The 17650-nt window shown below is 46.6% G+C and carries 16 protein-coding genes; 8 read left to right on the top strand and 8 right to left on the bottom strand.

What is annotated here, in order from left to right:
- Positions 1-75 precede the first annotated feature (75 nt).
- Together K8S15_01380 and K8S15_01375 are read left to right on the top strand one after the other, a co-directional pair.
- The gene (locus K8S15_01380; protein MCD4774686.1) at positions 76-810 is read left to right on the top strand and encodes a tetratricopeptide repeat protein; all 735 of its coding nucleotides are present in this window, start codon (positions 76-78) and stop codon (positions 808-810) included.
- A gap of 19 nt (positions 811-829) precedes the next feature.
- Positions 830-1117: a DUF4282 domain-containing protein gene (locus tag K8S15_01375; GenBank protein MCD4774685.1), complete on the top strand. Its 288-nt coding sequence runs from the start codon at positions 830-832 to the stop codon at positions 1115-1117.
- Between the two features lie 18 nt (positions 1118-1135).
- Here the strand turns inward: K8S15_01375 and K8S15_01370 are convergent, their stop codons facing one another.
- The 8 genes from K8S15_01370 to K8S15_01335 form a co-directional block, all read right to left on the bottom strand.
- Positions 1136-2071, bottom strand: a complete 936-nt coding sequence (locus K8S15_01370; GenBank protein MCD4774684.1) for a flippase-like domain-containing protein — start codon at positions 2069-2071, stop codon at positions 1136-1138.
- Positions 2072-2142: 71 nt separating this feature from the next.
- Positions 2143-2580 carry a hypothetical protein gene (locus K8S15_01365; GenBank protein ID MCD4774683.1) on the bottom strand — a complete coding sequence of 146 codons (438 nt, stop codon included), beginning with the start codon at positions 2578-2580 and terminating at the stop codon, positions 2143-2145.
- Between the two features lie 11 nt (positions 2581-2591).
- Positions 2592-3893 carry a GTPase HflX gene (gene hflX, locus K8S15_01360; protein ID MCD4774682.1) on the bottom strand — a complete coding sequence of 434 codons (1302 nt, stop codon included), beginning with the start codon at positions 3891-3893 and terminating at the stop codon, positions 2592-2594.
- Positions 3894-3925: 32 nt separating this feature from the next.
- Entirely contained in the window at positions 3926-4600 is a 675-nt protein-coding gene (locus K8S15_01355; GenBank protein ID MCD4774681.1) for a hypothetical protein, read from the bottom strand.
- 79 nt (positions 4601-4679) lie between these two features.
- On the bottom strand, positions 4680-6305 hold the full coding sequence (locus K8S15_01350; GenBank protein ID MCD4774680.1) for a hypothetical protein: 1626 nt from the start codon (positions 6303-6305) through the stop codon (positions 4680-4682).
- Positions 6295-7767, bottom strand: coding sequence for an IMP dehydrogenase (gene guaB, locus K8S15_01345; protein MCD4774679.1), 1473 nt, complete (start codon positions 7765-7767; stop codon positions 6295-6297). Before guaB ends, K8S15_01350 begins: the two co-directional genes overlap by 11 nt.
- Before the next feature lie 30 nt (positions 7768-7797).
- Positions 7798-8151 (bottom strand): hypothetical protein, encoded by a 354-nt coding sequence (locus K8S15_01340; protein ID MCD4774678.1) that lies wholly within the window; start codon positions 8149-8151, stop codon positions 7798-7800.
- Positions 8144-8590 carry a PTS sugar transporter subunit IIA gene (locus tag K8S15_01335; protein ID MCD4774677.1) on the bottom strand — a complete coding sequence of 149 codons (447 nt, stop codon included), beginning with the start codon at positions 8588-8590 and terminating at the stop codon, positions 8144-8146. The genes K8S15_01340 and K8S15_01335 overlap by 8 nt, the downstream gene beginning before the upstream one ends.
- A gap of 85 nt (positions 8591-8675) precedes the next feature.
- Here K8S15_01335 and K8S15_01330 point away from each other — a divergent pair, with 85 nt between their 5' ends.
- The 6 genes from K8S15_01330 to K8S15_01305 are packed head-to-tail and all read left to right on the top strand — an operon-like array spanning position 8676 to position 17405.
- Positions 8676-11237, top strand: a complete 2562-nt coding sequence (locus tag K8S15_01330; GenBank protein MCD4774676.1) for a GAF domain-containing sensor histidine kinase — start codon at positions 8676-8678, stop codon at positions 11235-11237.
- Between the two features lie 29 nt (positions 11238-11266).
- On the top strand, positions 11267-12289 hold the full coding sequence (queA, locus tag K8S15_01325) for a tRNA preQ1(34) S-adenosylmethionine ribosyltransferase-isomerase QueA (protein ID MCD4774675.1): 1023 nt from the start codon (positions 11267-11269) through the stop codon (positions 12287-12289).
- Positions 12286-13614, top strand: coding sequence for a hypothetical protein (locus K8S15_01320; protein MCD4774674.1), 1329 nt, complete (start codon positions 12286-12288; stop codon positions 13612-13614). The genes queA and K8S15_01320 overlap by 4 nt, the downstream gene beginning before the upstream one ends.
- Positions 13547-14743 carry a tRNA guanosine(34) transglycosylase Tgt gene (gene tgt / locus K8S15_01315; protein ID MCD4774673.1) on the top strand — a complete coding sequence of 399 codons (1197 nt, stop codon included), beginning with the start codon at positions 13547-13549 and terminating at the stop codon, positions 14741-14743. Before K8S15_01320 ends, tgt begins: the two co-directional genes overlap by 68 nt.
- Positions 14743-15987 (top strand): hypothetical protein, encoded by a 1245-nt coding sequence (locus K8S15_01310; GenBank protein MCD4774672.1) that lies wholly within the window; start codon positions 14743-14745, stop codon positions 15985-15987. Before tgt ends, K8S15_01310 begins: the two co-directional genes overlap by 1 nt.
- The gene (locus tag K8S15_01305) at positions 15984-17405 is read left to right on the top strand and encodes a capsule assembly Wzi family protein (protein MCD4774671.1); all 1422 of its coding nucleotides are present in this window, start codon (positions 15984-15986) and stop codon (positions 17403-17405) included. The genes K8S15_01310 and K8S15_01305 overlap by 4 nt, the downstream gene beginning before the upstream one ends.
- Positions 17406-17650 lie beyond the last annotated feature (245 nt).

The following is a 17650-nucleotide window of genomic DNA, read 5'->3' as shown; positions in this document are numbered from 1 at the left end:
TAGTGAAACGGTATGTGACGAGCGAGTCTTAAGGAAATATGATAAGGTAAATTGCCGGGAAAGGGTAGGCTTCATATGCAGATTTTAATTATCCTGTGTCTTACGATCCATTCGCTTGATGTCGATGATCTCTCCGCCCAACTCCATCTTGATACCGGTATGGCTCTTATGCGGCAGGGTCTTCTTGAACAGGCCGAAGATGAATTCCAGATTACGCTTGATCTGAGTGAGGATTATCATATGGCCGTGCTTGGCCTTGGAATGGTCAACGCGATACGGCAGTCATGGGGTCGTGCCGCTGATTATTTTGAACAGTACATCGATACCTGTCCCGAAGATTATAGAGGATTCTACGAACTGTCAAAACTCTACCTTCTGATAGATCAACCGGACAGTGCGGCACTCATGTCAGACAGCGCCTTTATCCGTGCTCCTACCAATCCCGATATCTGGCTGCAGAGCGGCAGAGCATTGCTTGAACTGGGGGATATGGATTCAGCGGAGATGTGGTTCTCAAAGGGACTGCAGAACCAGGGTTCAACAAGCCTTGAATCACTTGTTCTTCTCGCATCGGTCTACCGCAGGACATCAAGGGGAAACGAAGCAAGGGAGATCCTTCTTCCCGCTGTCGAAGCAGGTTACTCTCCAGCCTGCTGGGAACTGGCAAAGGTTTACCTTGAATGGGAAGATTACATGAGAGCGGGAGATGCCATCAGCACTTACCTGATGCTTTCGCCTGATGGTTATTATGCGGATTCAGCGCTGCTTGTGCTTGATGAGCTGGGTGAATCCGGTGAATACATTCCATAAACCAACCGAAAGGAAAAAAATGGTCACAAAAGGCTTTTTCGGATCACTGTTCGATTTCTCGTTTGAGAACTTCGTTTTTCCCAGAATAATCAAAGTACTTTATGCAATAGCCGTTGTATTTGTCTGTGTAGCCTATTTAGGCGGAGTGGTCTACGCTTTTCAGATGGATATGATGTACGGTATAGGCGCCATCGTTCTTGGACCGATAGCAATGATTCTTTACCTGACAATAATCCGCGTATGGATGGAAATCGCAATAGTGCTGTTTAGAATCTATGATAATACGAACGTAATAGCTGGCAAATAAGATATGCGGGCAGTAAGGTCAGCTGTTTTTCTTTCTTCCTGCCCCCCACCATATCACGGCAGCCAGAAACGCCAGGGCTTCACCCAGTGTTATCCATAGTCTGGCAGCGATTGAGATCAGAGATGCCTGACCTGGTTCAACGGATATCATTACAACTCCTATAAGCCAGACGAGGGAAATCTCCCGTATACCCAGACCGCCGGGCGAAAAGATGGCCAGGAAACCGATGCCTACCGCAGTGGGCAGAAGAAAGGCCCCCGGATAAAAGGGCAGGTTCATACCGAAACTTCTTGCCAGAAAGACAAAAGCCACCCCCTGTAGAAGAAAAACAAGAACGTATACAGGCAACAGTTTCAGGACGTTCGCAAAACCGGGATCCTCTATATCAATATCCTTGCCCGTGATAGAGCTTACAATTTTCAGTAGTCTTCTGAATGCTCCGGGGTGCGCCGTAAAAAGAACTACAGCTACCGATGCCACTACGATTATCACGCTAAGTGTGGTTCCCAGACCTATCCTTTGTGCGGCAAGCGGTATTACCGGAAGAGACATCAAAAGGCATCCGGCAACTATGAACAGGCTTTCCAAAACAAGAGCATGGCCGGTTTTTGCTGAGGACATACCTATTTTTCTGGAAAGGCCTATCTTCCCAACAGCTCCCCACACCTTACCGGGAATGTATTTACCTACTTGAGCAAGAAAATGAATATTGAACGCCTGACCGAAAGTAATCTGTGCCCCTGCGACTCCGCAGACAAGCATCCATGACCAGGCAGCGGCAAGGAGGTGCAACAACATTAGAAAAAACGAAATAGCGAACAGCAGAGGGTCAAAGAGGAGAAGGTACGAAAATCCGCCAGCCTCTGCAGCACCGCTTAAAAAGGAGTCTATGAGATAATACAGAGCTGCGGCGGTAAGCAGTAACCCAAGAATATTTAGAAGAATTTTCTTCAACTGTATCTCCCTGCTGGAATACGTACGATTGAACCCGCCGGAATCTGAAGATCCGGTATTATGTTCTGTTCTCAGTCCAGTATGCTGAGTTTAGCTCCTGATTTCTTTCCGGGTGACTTGCCGTTTCTGGAAAAGACAATTGACTCAAAGTATGGAAGGCTTGCAATATCAAGAAGTATTTCAAGTAATTCCCGTGAAGAATCTTCACTGGTAAGGAATTCATCAGCAAGTCGTTCCTTAAGTATTTGCTGTCTATCCTCCTCTGGTGATGTAGAATCCTTTTTCCACCGCTGTGGATCTTCAAGCATAGTCAACATGCGCCTTGCGGTGATATCCTTCTTCATGGTGTAATCCCAGTATGCTTTTGCATCCCTGGTACCGATAAGTTCCAAAAGCTGGCTGGAAAGGGTATTCTTCGATATCAGATCTCCCGAGTACAGGTCATGAAGGCTCTGGAGCCTGTCATCCAGGATTATTTTCAGTCTTTCTGCGTCGCTGTCTTCGTACATTATCTAACACTCTATCCTGTAAGCACTGTTTCCGGTGGTTCTGTCAATCTGACAAAACTCTTTACCAGATCTGTCTCATCCATCTTTCCCTCAATTGAATCATAACCTCTTAAAGCTCCCGCAAGAACCCTCGATGAATTGTCCTCTTCTTCTATAACATTTCTTACGATACAGTTGCTGTAAAGCCAGTGCAGGACTGTGCTATCGTGGTATTTCAGCACAAGTTCAAACCAGTCAAGCGATCTGTCTCTGAATCCCATGATTTTGTTCAAGAGGTTATCCAGTCCGAATCCTGACAATGCTGATATCGCAACACCAGTCCTCGGATGCCTGAAATCATCAACTGCGTCACACTTCGTCCATACAGTCAGTCTTGGTACGGATTCATCAACACCTATTCGCTGGAGAGTATTCCTTACGACATCAATTTGCATACCTCTACTGGGGCTTGACCTGTCTACAGCAACCAGCAACAGGTCTGCCTTTCTGGCTACATCCAGTGTAGTATGAAAACTGGCGACAAGTGTTTCGGGCAGCCTCTCTATGAAACCCACTGTATCCGATACCAGTACTTCGGAACTGTCAGGAAGCATCATCCGTCTGGAAGTAGTATCAAGAGTTGCGAAAGGTTTGTCCGCAGTATAAAGCCCGGTATTGCACAGTACATTGAGAAGAGTGCTTTTACCGGCATTCGTATATCCAACGATGGTAATATTGAACATCCCCTTGCGCCCTGCAGAAACAATCTGCCAGCGGGATTCGACTTCCTCTATTTTTTTCTCAAGTAATGATATTCTGGATCTCGCCCGTCTACGGTCAATCTCAAGCTGTGTTTCCCCCGGACCTCTTGTTCCAATACCGGCACCGAGTCTTGAAAAATGGTGCCACATACCTGAAAGCCTGGGCAGAGCATATCGCAGCTGAGCGAGTTCTATCTGCAGTTTGGCTTCCCTTGTTCGAGCCTGTTCCGCGAATATTGCCAGTATCAGTTCTGTACGATCTATAACTTTACAGTTCGTTACTTCCTCAAGTCTTGATACCTGGCCTGATGAGAGATTATGATCGAAGACAATAGTACTCAAATTCTCCGTCTGCGCAATTTTTCTCAGGTGATCAGCCTTGCCTTTACCTATGAACAGTTTTGAATCCGGAGCCTTTCGCTTCTGGGATTCCAGTGCTGCAACGACACCACCGGCAGACTCGATTAAAGCTATCATCTCCTGTGTGGATCCTGTTTCTTCTGATTCGTTACCAATGTAGGCTCTTGTGAGAAGAACCCGTTCCAGTTCAGCTGATTCTCTGGTTGAGTACATTATAGAAGATCATCACCTATATTTGAAATGTATTATTTATTAGCTTTGGATTTTTTCGGGGTTTTTCCAGTTTCTGAATCTTTCTTTGATTTCGATACTTTTTTCACGGTCTTTTTTTTCTTGTCTGTATCTACCTTGGCAGTTGCTTTCTTAGCCTTCTCCTCCTTTTTAGCGACTTTCCTGTTCTTCTCTCCTTCCTTAATCGCCTCTATGTTTTCCTGTACACCCCTCCGAGCAGACCGTCTGATAAGTTCCTTAGCGGAGTCACTGCGTATGTCCCTGACCAGGGCGACTTCACCGGCAAACACATTGATAGCTTCATTGAGTACGCGTTTTTCGGAAGGATTCATTTTGTTGAGAATTGATCTGGCAATAATGTCTCTGATGGCCCTGGCGACTTCCTTGGGCTCGCCCGAATGAACTCTGTCCTTTAGTTTTTCTATTCTTCTCCGCCAGTCCTTTGGCAGTTCGTCCGGTTCACGAAATAGTTCCTGTAACGCATCCTCAAGTTCTTCTCCTGAGACAATCGGTCTCAGTTCTGCATCATCAAGGCTTTCTGTAGGTACCAGCACTCTCTTATTTCCCACAACTATCTCAATTACCACGCATTCACACATCTCTCCGGAAACTTTTTGATCTGTTATTTCCGTAATTACTCCAGCACCATGTATTGGATCAACTACTTTGCCATTGATGATATATTTCATAGGTCCTCCCCGGAGAAAAACAATTTTCAGGCTAATATCTGATATTTTCGAAAAAAGTCAATGATAAATGCGGATCTTCTTACTGTCCGAGGAGTATCCAGATATCCGGAGGAACCGGTAGAATAGTTGTTGGAAGATCACCAGGAGTGTTTTCAAGAAATGCTTTCCTGATCTCCTCCTCTGCTTCGGTTAGAAGAGGAAGATCCCTGCGGTATAGGAAAAGTGTTGATTCCAGACTGGCCGGTATGCCCAGCTCATTGTTCTGCATATCGCCATTGCGAAAATCTACTACAGCTATCAGCCATTCCTCTCCACTCAGGATAATGCTTCTGTTGTTCAGAACTGACCTTACCCAGGTTGCGGCTCCGGAGCCCCCATACGAAGCATTAAGTCCGTGGTTCACTATATCAACGTACAGGGTGCCAGCTGGGTCCGAAAACGGAAGAATAATACCCGGTGGTATCTGGTCGTCGATAAGATCTCTGCCAAGAAGGAGTGTAATGTCAACAGGTACGATCTGTATCGTAGAATCCCTGGAAGCAAGTAACTCCGCGATTTGGTAAATTCTTTCCTGATTATTAAGGGGGAGACGCGGATCTTCCCTTCGGGCAAGGAGTATTGAGTTGCCGCGAAGACTTCCCGAACATGTATAGACACTGGAATATTCCGATACCTGTCCCTGTCGGAATTCACTGGCTTTCCCGGGCTGGCCTGTTCCATTGCTTATCCAGATCACAGGTTCGGCATAGTCATCTCCATGAAGAATATCAACTGCTTCCGGCAAAGATTGAGATTCAGCATCAATAGAATCGATCTCCTGAATTTGTGCATTGGAATCAGTTATACCGATACGCTGATTACGCTGTTGATCATCATCGGGATCAGTGATCAACAGTAACGCTGCAATTACCGCAACTGCTATTACTATGTAAACATATACAGATGATTTCTTTTTATTGAACTGCGCACGTTTGCATTTGGCGCTTTCCTCAAAAACCCGTGTTCCGCAGTCGGGTTCGAAACTTTCCAGTTCTGTAGAAAGAACCAACAAATTGGGAAACCGGTTATCAGCATCAGGGGAAACCATGTTCTCAAGCAGTTCAATCATTCTGCCTGAAAGATTGTTCCATGCCTCAACCTGGATCTCGCGGTTGTCACTCCCGGCAATAAGCCTGAACATCAGCAGGCCAAGAGCGTAAACATCGCTTCGCGGATCATCGACAGTTCTTCCAATGGCCTCAGGAGGAGAGAAAGGCGTATCCGGAATACCCCTTGCACCGCCCAGTATATAGTGTTCTCCTGCACTTGTTCTAAGAACATTTTCGGGTCCCAAATATCCTATTCGGTACCCTTCATCATGAATCTTTCTGAGAATACTCAATACTTTTTTACCGGTTTCCATTGCATCGGTTTCTGGAAGTCTTCCATCCCGCATAATCGTTTCAATGTATAATTCTGCGTTATCGGGGATTGAATAAAGAAGGATCCTGATACCTTTGTCTCCTCCAGGATGAATCTGGGAATCGGGTAGTAGAACCCCTTCTACCTTCGGCCAATCTGAGGATGACAATCCACCGGAAGATCCTCTACATATCTCGGCAAGCATAGCTTTTCCATCAATTGAAACCCTTGCCAGGAGATAGTTTTTCTCCTCCAGAATAACCTTACCGCCCTCGGCAACAGTTGAAAGCAGATCAGTAAGCATGTCCATCCGTAGAGTAGTTAGGAGCGTCCTTTGTTATCATTACATCATGGGCATGGCTTTCCTTCAGACCGGCGGAGGTGATTCTCACTATTCGTACTTTTTCTGATAACTCCTTAATTGTGCGACTTCCGATGTAACCCATGCCCTGCCTGAGACCTCCGATGAGCTGGTTCAGGTAATCGATAAGTGAACCCTTAAAGGGAACCATCCCTTCAATACCCTCGGGAACGAACTTTTTCTCGGTTCTATCATTCTGGAAATATCTGTCCGCGCTGCCACGCTTCATCGCTCCTATGGACCCCATTCCGCGGTATATCTTGTATTTCCTGCCCTTATAGATTGTTGTTTCTCCGGGGCTTTCGGATATTCCGGCAAGAAGGCTTCCAATCATGACGGATGAAGCACCTGCAGCAAGGGCCTTAACTATATCTCCCGAATACTTGATACCTCCGTCTGCAATAACCGGAACATCGTATTCTGAGGCAGCCGATGCGCACTCGTAAACAGCTGTAAACTGTGGGCATCCTACTCCTGCAATAATCCTTGTAGTGCAAATGGATCCTGGTCCCACGCCGACTTTTATCCCGTCGGCGCCTGCTTTAATAAGATCAACCGTAGCGTCAGCCGTAACGACATTACCGGCTACGATGGCAACTTCAGGGAATTCCTTCCTCAGCGCAAATACAGTATCAAGCACTTTAACCGAATGACCATGTGCCGTATCGATAAATAGGCAATCAACCCCTGCTTCAACAAGAAGGTGTGATCGTAAAATCGCATCGTTCCCTACACCAACAGCAGCTCCGGCTCTGAGACGGCCTGATGAATCTTTGCAAGCGTTGGGATAATTGATGGCATTGTGTATGTCTTTTACGGTTATCAAACCGATAAGATGCTGCTCGTCGTCAATAAGTGGGAGTTTTTCGAGCCTGTGTTCCCTGAGCAGTATAAGAGCCTCTTCAAGATTCGTATAGGGAGGAGCGGTTACCAGATTCTCCCATGGGGTCATCAGTTTCTTCACAGGTGTTGACGTGTCAACCTCAAACTGGTAATCCCTGTTGGTCAGCATTCCGGCAAGTTTACCATCTTTCAGAACCGGAAACCCGGAAACTCTGTGTTGCTTCGAAAGATCTAGAGCATCGGCAATAACAGCATCAATTTCAAGAGTAACCGGATCTACTATCACACCGCTTTCGGCTCTTTTTACACGCCTTACATGTACTGCCTGGCTGGTCGGGGAGAGGTTTTTATGAATTACTCCCATTCCTCCCTCCTGTGCCAGTGCTATTGCCATATCAGCTTCGGTCACTGTATCCATAGCAGCACTAAGTACAGGAATGTTGAGAAATATCTTTCTGGCGAGTCTGGTTTCAAGATCAGCTTCGGATGGCAGTATTTCTGATCTACCCGGAAGAAGCAGGATATCATCGTATGTGAGAGCTATTCTACTTGACAGTTCCATATTCAGATCTCCATTCAGAAATTGTCGGCTTCAGTCAGACCAATAGATGAACCTGCCGCATGAAGGGCATGTTTCTACCTGATCGTTCTTATCTGGAGATGCAAAAAACGCGGTTGGCAGTTGAGTTAAACAGCCACTGCATCGATGGTTGATAACGGGGACCACAGCATTCCCATAATGCCCGGCAAGTTGGTCATACAAATCCCTGTTTTTACGAGCGATTGTCGAGGCCAGTTCATCCCTCATCTTCTGTAATTCGTCCGCAGCAGAAGCAGGAGATAACCCGAGCTTCTTTTCCTGCCTTCTGATGTCCTTATTTGCGAGGTCGGATATCATTACATCGAGATCGTGAAGACTTATAAGTTTTTCAAGCTCTCTATTCATCCTTGGGGTTTCCCTTATAACTGAATTTCAGAATTGAAACTGCTTCAGATGGTGATTCAGCTGAAAGGATTTTTTCTGCTCCCCCCGAACGGAGAGTTTTTGCAAGGTGTCCAATCAGCTCCATGTGTTCGCTTGGTCCGGATGGTTTAACGGGTGAGATAAAAAGTATTATCACTTTTACTATTTCCTTCGGCCATGGAATACCTGTGCTGGATTTCCCGATGACAATCATAAAATCATCTACCAGTATACTCCGACAGTGCGGCATGGCAATGTTTTCATGTACGACCGTTGGTTCTGCCAGTTCCCGGGTTTCAAGGGCAGTTTGAAGCAGATTCTTAGTAGTTCTCTGAAAAGGAAATTCTTTCAGCAACTCCTCTATAGCATCTTCCCGGTTCTTCGAAGACATATTCCATTTACAAAAGCACTGTCTTTCCAAGTAGACCTCCCTCAAGACTTGGTCTTTAATATAGAAATTGTTTATCGTCCTGCAAGTGCTGTATTGTATACACGTGAGGTGAAAAGTGTCAAATAAAGACAATTCGTTCAATTTTCAAATTCCTGATAAGTCCTGTGCTCTGATACTCAGCAACAATGCCATCAGCTGGATATCTCAGGGGTTATCGCATCTTCTTGACCGTATACCGGTAGATCGGGATGCCATAATTAACGCACTATCAAATATGGAGGACGGAACTCTTCCCATCCTGCTGGAGAACCAGATCTGGCTTTCCTCATCTGTAAGTATCGATAACGAAAGGGTCATACTGCTCAAGAGTTCTTCAAAACTGGAACTTGAGGAATGGCTCGAAGTCATACAGGGAGGAAAACCAAGCATTCTGACCAACGGCTCCGGAATAATCTATGCCATGACTGAATCTGCCAGCAAGATATTCACCGGATACGAATTTTCATCCCTTGGTGATTTTCTGGATCAGGTTTCAATGACTGCTTTTCTATCGGCCAGTTCAAAATGTCTTTCAGGATATCAGGTCAGGGATTTTTCCGTTCTGACAAGGAAGGGACAGAATAACAGAAAGTCTCAGGTAATCTCCCTCAGGAATTCCGATGTTATGAAGGAATTGCTCGTAGTATCATTCTCATCACCATCAATGGCCATGAGCGTATTCGAACAGGATGACTCAAAATTCATGCGTACTCTGTTTTCAGTTGTTCCAATACCTGCGATCAAACTTGATGAAAATGGTATCATTATCGCAATGAACAGTCACGCTGCCCATTTCGTTTCCAGTGTTGGTGGAAAGGATCCGATTGAGATGGGTTTCCTTGATTGGATTGCAAATGAGGACAGGGACAGAATAACGTCACTCTACAATAACAAGACTGATATCCCGGTGGCCCCCTTTCAGTTCAGGGCAGATATATCGCTCACAGAGAATATCACTCAGCATTTCGAAATGACAAGCCTTTTCATGCCAGATAAAGAAAGCTTATTGATTTTTCTAGTGCCAACCGAGAAAATCGAGGGTTCTGATGGTAATGTTCTCACAAACCAAACAATTAATGAACTGATGGATATTCTTCGTGACCCGAATCAGGATGACGGATCAGCACGAGGTATTATGGAATTCCTGAGAGTGGGTACCGGTGCAAGGGGAGCTGTATATGTTTCAAAATCCAGAAGAATAACGGTAGGTGAAATGGCTCTGCCTGCCCAGGAGAAACAGCCCAAGGCAAAAACAGCGGTTTCATGGACTGAAGACAAGCTGGGACATAATGTTACAATACCCGTAAAGCAGAAACATGACAAGGCTTATCTGAAGATTACGGGAATGCCTTCCCGTGGCTCCGACCCTCTCGGAAAACTCGTACTCGGTCTTGCTCCAATGATGGCTGAATACATACAGTCAAACCAACACATTCAGGGGGTAGTAAAGCTTCTTAACGCAATCCAGGTTTTAATGATCCTGCTGCAGGGACGTGAGCGGGATGTACGGACTGTGCTCGGTGAGATTGGATCAATTGTAGGCGCGGATTATCTGGCTATCCATACAATCAGTGCCAGGGAACCGGTCCTTAATCAGCTGGAATCCTTCGGCATCACGAATGAACACAGTGTTCTGCGAATAGAGATTCCATCCATTGCCTCGTGGGCATATACACACACAGAGATTTGTTACGTTCCCGATACAGCAGTCGATCAGAGATTTTCTTCCGTTTTTCCGTCTTCAAGAAGCGAATTGGCCATTCCACTTGTATGTGATGGTAAAACCACAGGAACACTGACCATAGGCTGTACACGAAGAGATGCCTTTGGATATCCTCTGGGAGGATTTCTTCAGACGATAGGTACAGCGATTTCGCTGTGGTTGTTTAAGGACAGCAAAGGGATAAGGGATGAAGCGGATATACAGAGTAAGGAAAAAACAGGCGAGAAAATTCACGGACTGGATGATCTTCTGATGAGTCTTTCCTACCGTATGAGAGCGCCCGTCACAACTCTCAGAGGTCATACAGACCTCCTTGTCTCAGAAAAACTTGGCAAACTGACTCCTGATCAGAGGAAATCACTCAACTCGATGAATATCGCTCTGATAAACCTGGTTGAATATGCAGAAAGAATGCTGAATTTTATGAAGATCGAGTTGAGCGACGAAAACCTTGATACATCCTGGGCCAGACCTTCTGATGTGGTTTCTTCACTGCTTCCCGTTCTTTCAGAGAAAGGCAGAAGTCAGAATGTTGAAGTAAGCGCTGAACTACCTTCTGAACCTTTTACCGCATCCTTTGACAGATCAAGGCTGGAACAGATTATCGGAAATCTGGTTAACAACGCCATACAGTTCAATAAACCCGGGGGATCCGTCAGAATAGAAGTCAGATTGGATGGTGCTAATCACTGGGTACTTGAGGTTTTCAATACTGGAGAAGGGATTTCCTCTGTAGATCTTCCAAACCTGTTTGACAGGTTCTACACCGGCAGCAATTTCGGTAGAAAAACAACAGGACTTGGAATAGGTTTGACCATAGTGAAGAGTTTCGCTCAGCAGATGGGCGGCACTGTCAGTGTTCGCAGTAAAACGGGATTTGGTACCTGGTTCACAGTCCGGCTTCCTGTATCCTGATGAAAGGAAAAATTCTTTCTCTATCAAGCATGCATTACACTCTTCCTCAAGAACTTATCGCTCAAAAACCTCTTGATGACAGGACAAGCAGCAGGCTTCTGGCCGCTGATATCAGCAAAGGCAGTTTCGAAGACACGTTTTTCAGCAGACTCTCTGATTTCCTTGTTCCCGGTGACCTTTTGATACTGAACAATACAAAAGTTTTCAAAGCGAGGCTTTCGGGCAGGAAGGCAGAAACGGGCGGCAAAGCGGAAATTTTTCTACTTAAGAAACTGGATACGAACTCCTGGAAAGCAATTGTCCGTCCCGGTAAAGCTGCAAAACCTGGAATGCAGCTTGAGTTCGCAAACGGCCTGCAATGTGTTGTGGATAAGCGTCTGGATCATGGCAGAGCAATTGTGAGTTTCAACCACGGAGAGAATACCGAGCAAAAGCTCCGGGAAACAGTACAGGTACCCCTGCCTCCATACATTAAACGGAATCCTGAGGAGCTTGATGATATCAGATATCAAACCGTCTTCGCGTCAGAAACCGGTGCGGTAGCAGCTCCCACAGCAGGACTCCATTTCACTTCCGATCTTCTTGCCGACCTTCAGAACGCTGGAATAGACAATGCCCATGTAACTCTGCATGTTGGCCCGGGTACCTTTCAGCCACTTCGCCGGGAAATTCTGGAAGAGAACAGACTTGAGCCGGAAGAGTACTTCATCTCCGCGGAAACTCTGTCGGCAATAAGAAATACAAGACAGGCGGGGGGAAGAATAGTGGCTGTTGGAACTACTACCACCAGGGTTCTTGAATCTATTGATATAGAATCCAGAGACTCATTATCAGGAGAGACAGAAATCTTTATATTCCCTCCATACAGATTCAGGAACGTGAATGCTCTGATAACTAATTTTCATCTTCCGGGGAGTTCTCTCTTATGCCTTGTTGCAGCGTTCATGGGATATGAATTCATGATGAGGGCCTATCGTCATGCCATAGATGAATCCTACAGATTCTACAGTTACGGAGACGCCATGCTGATTGAACAGGAGTCCAGAAAATGACTGTTACCGCCAGAAAACACGCTCTGCTTAACAGAATATCGCCTAAAGTAAGGCTTCTGGCTGGACTGTACTTTCTTGAAATTGCTGTAATCCTTTCCTGGACTCTCCTCATGGATAGTGTTTTAAACCTTATTTCAGGACACTGGTTCATACTTTTGCCGATCAGCTACTTGTTTTCGGTAACCATACTGGCGTGGCTGGAAAAATCACGAACCGGAACCAGAGGGCAATGTCCTCTTGAGGCGTTAGGCCTTGCCGAAATAGGCCTTGATGGACTCAACCCCTCCGAATGGCAGACATTAATACGTCTTCTGCTGACCCCCCCCCTTGTACTCCTTTTTGGTCTGGGACTGATACCTGTCCCTCGAACCGGGAAAACAATCTTGCAGATAGTCTCAGGAACGAAGATCGTTCCCCTTGATACTAACATGGACCCCAGACCTGAGAAAGAAATATTCCGGAGCAGAAGAAAAGCCCTGATGAAAGTGATCTCTTACACTGTGGTCTCCCTTATGGTTACAGTTGTGATTATTTTTATGCCTCCGAAACTCTCAAAAACCGGATCCGGAGAAAGGATTACATCCATACACAACCTTCCTGAAAGAGAAAGAGAGCTTCTTGCATCTTATCTTGAGATGATGTCGATGTATCCGGACAGTCTTGAATTTCATGTCAGACTGGCGAGTCTGTATTACAGGAACAACATGGAGGAAGACCTGCAGATCGAACTGGAGCAGATAAGGATGCTTGACCCGAATCATTCCATTCTATTGCTTGAGGAAGATCTCTCAATCACAATGGAAGATCTCATTGTCGAACCGGATTCTACTCGCGATGATTCCGTAAGGACTCTGATTACTGAAGATTCTGTACCCCCTGCCGTGGAAGATACTATCGCGCTGGATACAGTGATCACCCAGCCGGATTCGATATCTCTTGATCTGAGGCTTGTAGCCTCCGATTCGATTTCTGAACAGGTCGATTCCACTTTCGTTGCTGATACTACAGAAACCGTTGATTCGCAGGATACTGTCGATTCACTGGAAACCGTCGATTCGATGGAAATTGATAGTATTCCAGAGTTGGATTCTCTGTATCTGCCGACAGCGGAGGACAGTGTTCCAGAAATAGAAACCCCGATTCCTCCCCCTCCAGATGAAACAGTTACGGAGGAGATTCCAGACATCAGCGTTACCGAAGACAGCACCGCTGTAGTAACTGTAGACAGCACAGAATCCTCTGAAGGTATTGAAAGCGATGATTCTCCTGACGGTATTGAAGAAATTCCTCCCTCCACTTCACAACCTGAACCTGAAGGGCTTTAACCTGAAGCACATTCCTTCGTTCGATCTCCTGGGAAAATCTGGCAAAGCCCGAAGAGGCGTGCTGAATCTCTCCCATGGAAAGGTCGAAACCCCTGCTTTTATGCCTGTGGGCACTCAGGCAAGCGTAAAAACCGTCAGGAACTCCGACCTTCTCAAGGATAACTGGCAGATAATTCTGGGAAATACTTACCACCTGTATCTCAGACCGGGGGTGGAGGTAATCGCGAATGCCGGGGGTCTTCACAAGTTTATGTCGTGGAACCGGAACATCCTAACAGATAGCGGAGGATTCCAGCTCTTCAGCCTTTCAAAGCTGAGAAAGCGTTCAGAAGAGGGATACCATTTCCAGTCACATATCGATGGTTCCAGCCATCTTCTCACGCCTGAGAAAGTAATTGAACTGCAGACAGTATTTGGAAGCGATATAATGATGGTCCTTGATGAATGCCTGGAGCAGCCCAGCGATCGCGTACAAACGGAGGAATCCCTCAGTCTTACACTGAGATGGGCCGAAAAAGCCAGAAAAGTGCATACTGGAGGCCAGCAGGCGCTTTTCGGCATAGTGCAGGGCGGAGGTTTCCAGGATTTAAGAAGAAAATCCGCGGAAGCTCTTTCTCAGATGGAATTCGACGGGTACGCAATAGGAGGTGTAGCTGTAGGGGAATCAAGAAACATGATGATGAAAGCGGTCAAATCCTGTATTGACTACCTCCCTGAAGACAGACCAAGGTACCTTATGGGAGTGGGTAAACCGGAAGACCTTGTTGATTTTGTAGCCCTTGGAGTGGATATGTTCGATTGTGTGGTTCCCACAAGAAACGCCAGGGGGGGCGCATTTTTCGTTCCGGGAGGACATATCAACATACGTAACGCCCGTTTCAGAAACGATCCGGCACCGATTCAGCCGGGATGCCAGTGCTATACCTGCACCACCTATTCAAGATCTTACCTGAGACATCTTTTCGCAGCGAAGGAATGGCTTGCGCCTATCCTCGCGACGCTTCACAATCTCCATTACTTCTCAGTACTCATGGGAAGGATAAGGATGGCTGTTGAAGAGCACCATTACACTTCCTGGAGAAAAGAATGGCACAGGAAACAAAGGAATTTCGATAAGGGTGTATACTGATGAACGGGGAGGTTACAGTTGCGATAAACGCCCTTGGCAACAGGGTGGGCGGAATCTCCTCCTGTGAGAACAGGAAAACAGTATTTGTCCGAGGCGCCCTCCCCGGAGAAACGGCAAGATGCAGAATAAGCAGAGAAAAAAAGGGCTGGTTTGAAGCGGATCCTCTGGAAATTCTTGAAATATCCCCCTACAGAAGGGAACCGTTCTGCAGCTATTTTGGTGATTGCGGCGGTTGTTCCCTTCAGAATCTGGAGTATTCCAGGCAACTTTTCTGGAAACGGGAATGGATAGAAAAAGCACTTTCGAAGACTGACATCCCATATTCTCCTGAACTTATGAACGATGTCATTCCTTCACCTCTCATAACCAGTTACCGTAACCGGGTCTCCTTTGACATCGTCAACGGCAGGCCCGGCCTTCACCGCTTCAGGGGAAACCCCATGGAAGTTGATGGCTGCCCGCTGCTCAACGGAACGGGGCAGGAAGCACTCGAAAAAGTTTCTGAAAAGCAGCTGGATAGTTACCGAAGAGTATCGGTAAGGGCATCTGACAGAACCGGCGAAGTTATGATAGAATTATCAGGCTCCCCGGCCGCGAAGCTTTCTTTTGCGGATGATTCTTACATTACGGCATGGAAAGACAAGGGAAACTGGATCGTTGACCCATCGGGATCGGTAATCCATGAAACTCTGGGAAGCTTTACCTATCCGATTAAACCGGGGGCTTTTTTTCAGGTGAATACCGGTTGCGCTGATATTATCATTTCAATTGTGATCGGATTATGCGGAAATGGCGGGAAAATTCTGGACCTTTACGGAGGATGCGGAACATTCGCGCTACCTCTTGCCTTCGGGGGCGCGGAAGTGATCTCCGTTGAACTGAATGGTGACTCCTCCGCGTCCGGAAACGATGCAGCCGAGTATTTCGGAGTAAAAGGTGTTCGTTTTGTCACCAGCAGGACAAGACACTACCTGCTCGATACGGTGAGATCGAAACACATCTGGGATACGGTCATAGTTGATCCGCCGCGAGGGGGGCTGGGCATAAGGGTCTCACGGCTTTTGCGAAGGGTCATTTCGAAAAAAATAATCTACGTAAGCTGCAACCCCTTTTCCCTTGCAAGAGATCTCAGGATATTATGTGATGGTGGATGGGCTGTTGCCGGGCTGCAACCTGTTGATATGTTTCCGCAAACGGATCATGTTGAGACAGTCGTAGAATTGAAGAGGAAGGATAATCAATGACAGCAGCAGTAATAGCGGCAACGTTATTAATGGGAACGATGCTTCATCAGACAGGGCTACCGCTTCAGGATCCTCTCAACTGGTGGCTATATATGCTTGAAACGGAATCGGAAGCCATGCTCCCTGGCACCTTCCCGCTGATTAATTCACCTTTCCTTCATGATTGCATCACAACCACGGAATCGCTGGATGATATCAAAAGAATCCTTTTCAGCAGAAGTTCTTCACCGGAAGAACTGAAGAACGATACCCGGAGATTATACCTTACCGGAACAGCGGCCGGGGAAATACTTGATTACTCGGACAGCCTCGAGACCAGGGCAGGACTCACTGCCCGTCTTTTCGTCGATATACTTCCAGGTCTGTATCTTGACGAAAGACTCTCCATATGGACGGGCTCCGACGAAAACCCGCCCGATTACTCCTCCCCTTTTCACAGGGGCACGGAGAAGGGAAGACACCTTTACGTGGACTGGGGTTACCTCCAGTGGAACAATCAAACCATCGCACTCAGTTTCGGACGAATTCCCCAGAGATGGGGCCCCGGTCGGTTTACGCAATTGCTGATCTCGAACAACAGCCCTTCTCTGGATATGCTTAAAGTTCAGTTCAACCTGTGCAATACGCTGACATTCACAGGATTTACATCAACTATCGACAGCGATTCCGGGACATACCTTGCCGCGCACCGACTGGATTACTCACCAAGAGACAATTTACGGATAGGTCTTAGTGAATCCATTATTTTTAAATCCGGAGGGCTCGATTTCGCGTATATGAATCCAGTCATTCCATGGTATCCTGTTCAATGGAATGAAAGGCTGGATGACAACGCGTTTTTCAGCTTCGACGCATCATGGAAACCCTTCAGGGGAATGGAAGCCTACGGAGAACTGCTGATCGATGATATTCAGTACGAAAACACGGGCAACAGACCGAATAAGCTGGGCTGGACAACGGGACTGTCCGCTTATCTCAGCTCCTTTGATCTGGGAACCGTAATCGAGTACACAAGAATAGACAGGTTCGTATACAGTCAGAGAAGGCCCTGCAATTATTACCTTCACCATGGAGAAATAATTGGTTCGGAACTGGGGCCCGATGCCGATAGGGTAACGCTGTCTCTGGGAACCTCAGCCAGCTGGCCCCTTCTTGTCGAAGCCACCTTCGACCACACAAGACATGGGGAGGGAACCGTTCAGGAAGGCTGGCCTGATTCGGCCGCCACCGGGGGAAAATTTCCTTCTGGAACAGTTGAATACCTTACCGGCGCAAATCTGCACCTTGGATGGTACCCGGTGGATTTCCTTGAAATACACGGAAATGTCGGCAATAGGTGGACGCGGAATCAAAACCATATATCGGGTGAATCTTCCTCGGAATTCTCATCATCGCTGGAAGCCATATACAGCTGGTAAACGCAGGGGGACGTACCACACTTCTTCAACTTGTGGGTTATTTACAAGATCGTTAGTAATTAATAAAATGACTAATTTAGAGAATTTTGTATGCTATATAGGAAGAATTTCTGAAAGCTGTACACGTTGGTACAGCATAGTTATATCATATAGTGATAATAATATGATAATAATGCCCGGATGCAAGACCTGACCCTAGTAGATGCCGGGGGTGCTGCCCTCGATAACTCTGGCATCACAGATCT

Origin of the sequence: Candidatus Aegiribacteria sp., from assembly GCA_021108005.1 — a bacterium.
Taxonomy (GTDB): domain Bacteria; phylum Fermentibacterota; class Fermentibacteria; order Fermentibacterales; family JCC-6; genus Aegiribacteria.
Note: the sequence above shows the minus strand (reverse complement) of the source record. Positions and strands in the feature narration are given on the sequence as shown.

What these genes read in the sequence shown, in the direction of transcription:
- K8S15_01380 (MCD4774686.1), top strand. Translation starts at nt 76, where the DNA reads ATGCAGATTTTAATTATCCTGTGTCTTACGATCCATTCGCTTGATGTC.
- K8S15_01375 (MCD4774685.1), top strand. Translation starts at nt 830, where the DNA reads ATGGTCACAAAAGGCTTTTTCGGATCACTGTTCGATTTCTCGTTTGAG.
- K8S15_01365 (MCD4774683.1), bottom strand. Translation starts at nt 2,580, where the DNA reads ATGTACGAAGACAGCGACGCAGAAAGACTGAAAATAATCCTGGATGAC.
- hflX (MCD4774682.1), bottom strand. Translation starts at nt 3,893, where the DNA reads ATGTACTCAACCAGAGAATCAGCTGAACTGGAACGGGTTCTTCTCACA.
- K8S15_01355 (MCD4774681.1), bottom strand. Translation starts at nt 4,600, where the DNA reads ATGAAATATATCATCAATGGCAAAGTAGTTGATCCAATACATGGTGCT.
- K8S15_01350 (MCD4774680.1), bottom strand. Translation starts at nt 6,305, where the DNA reads ATGCTTACTGATCTGCTTTCAACTGTTGCCGAGGGCGGTAAGGTTATT.
- guaB (MCD4774679.1), bottom strand. Translation starts at nt 7,767, where the DNA reads ATGGAACTGTCAAGTAGAATAGCTCTCACATACGATGATATCCTGCTT.
- K8S15_01340 (MCD4774678.1), bottom strand. Translation starts at nt 8,151, where the DNA reads ATGAATAGAGAGCTTGAAAAACTTATAAGTCTTCACGATCTCGATGTA.
- queA (MCD4774675.1), top strand. Translation starts at nt 11,267, where the DNA reads ATGCATTACACTCTTCCTCAAGAACTTATCGCTCAAAAACCTCTTGAT.
- K8S15_01320 (MCD4774674.1), top strand. Translation starts at nt 12,286, where the DNA reads ATGACTGTTACCGCCAGAAAACACGCTCTGCTTAACAGAATATCGCCT.
- tgt (MCD4774673.1), top strand. Translation starts at nt 13,547, where the DNA reads ATGATTCTCCTGACGGTATTGAAGAAATTCCTCCCTCCACTTCACAAC.
- K8S15_01310 (MCD4774672.1), top strand. Translation starts at nt 14,743, where the DNA reads ATGAACGGGGAGGTTACAGTTGCGATAAACGCCCTTGGCAACAGGGTG.
- K8S15_01305 (MCD4774671.1), top strand. Translation starts at nt 15,984, where the DNA reads ATGACAGCAGCAGTAATAGCGGCAACGTTATTAATGGGAACGATGCTT.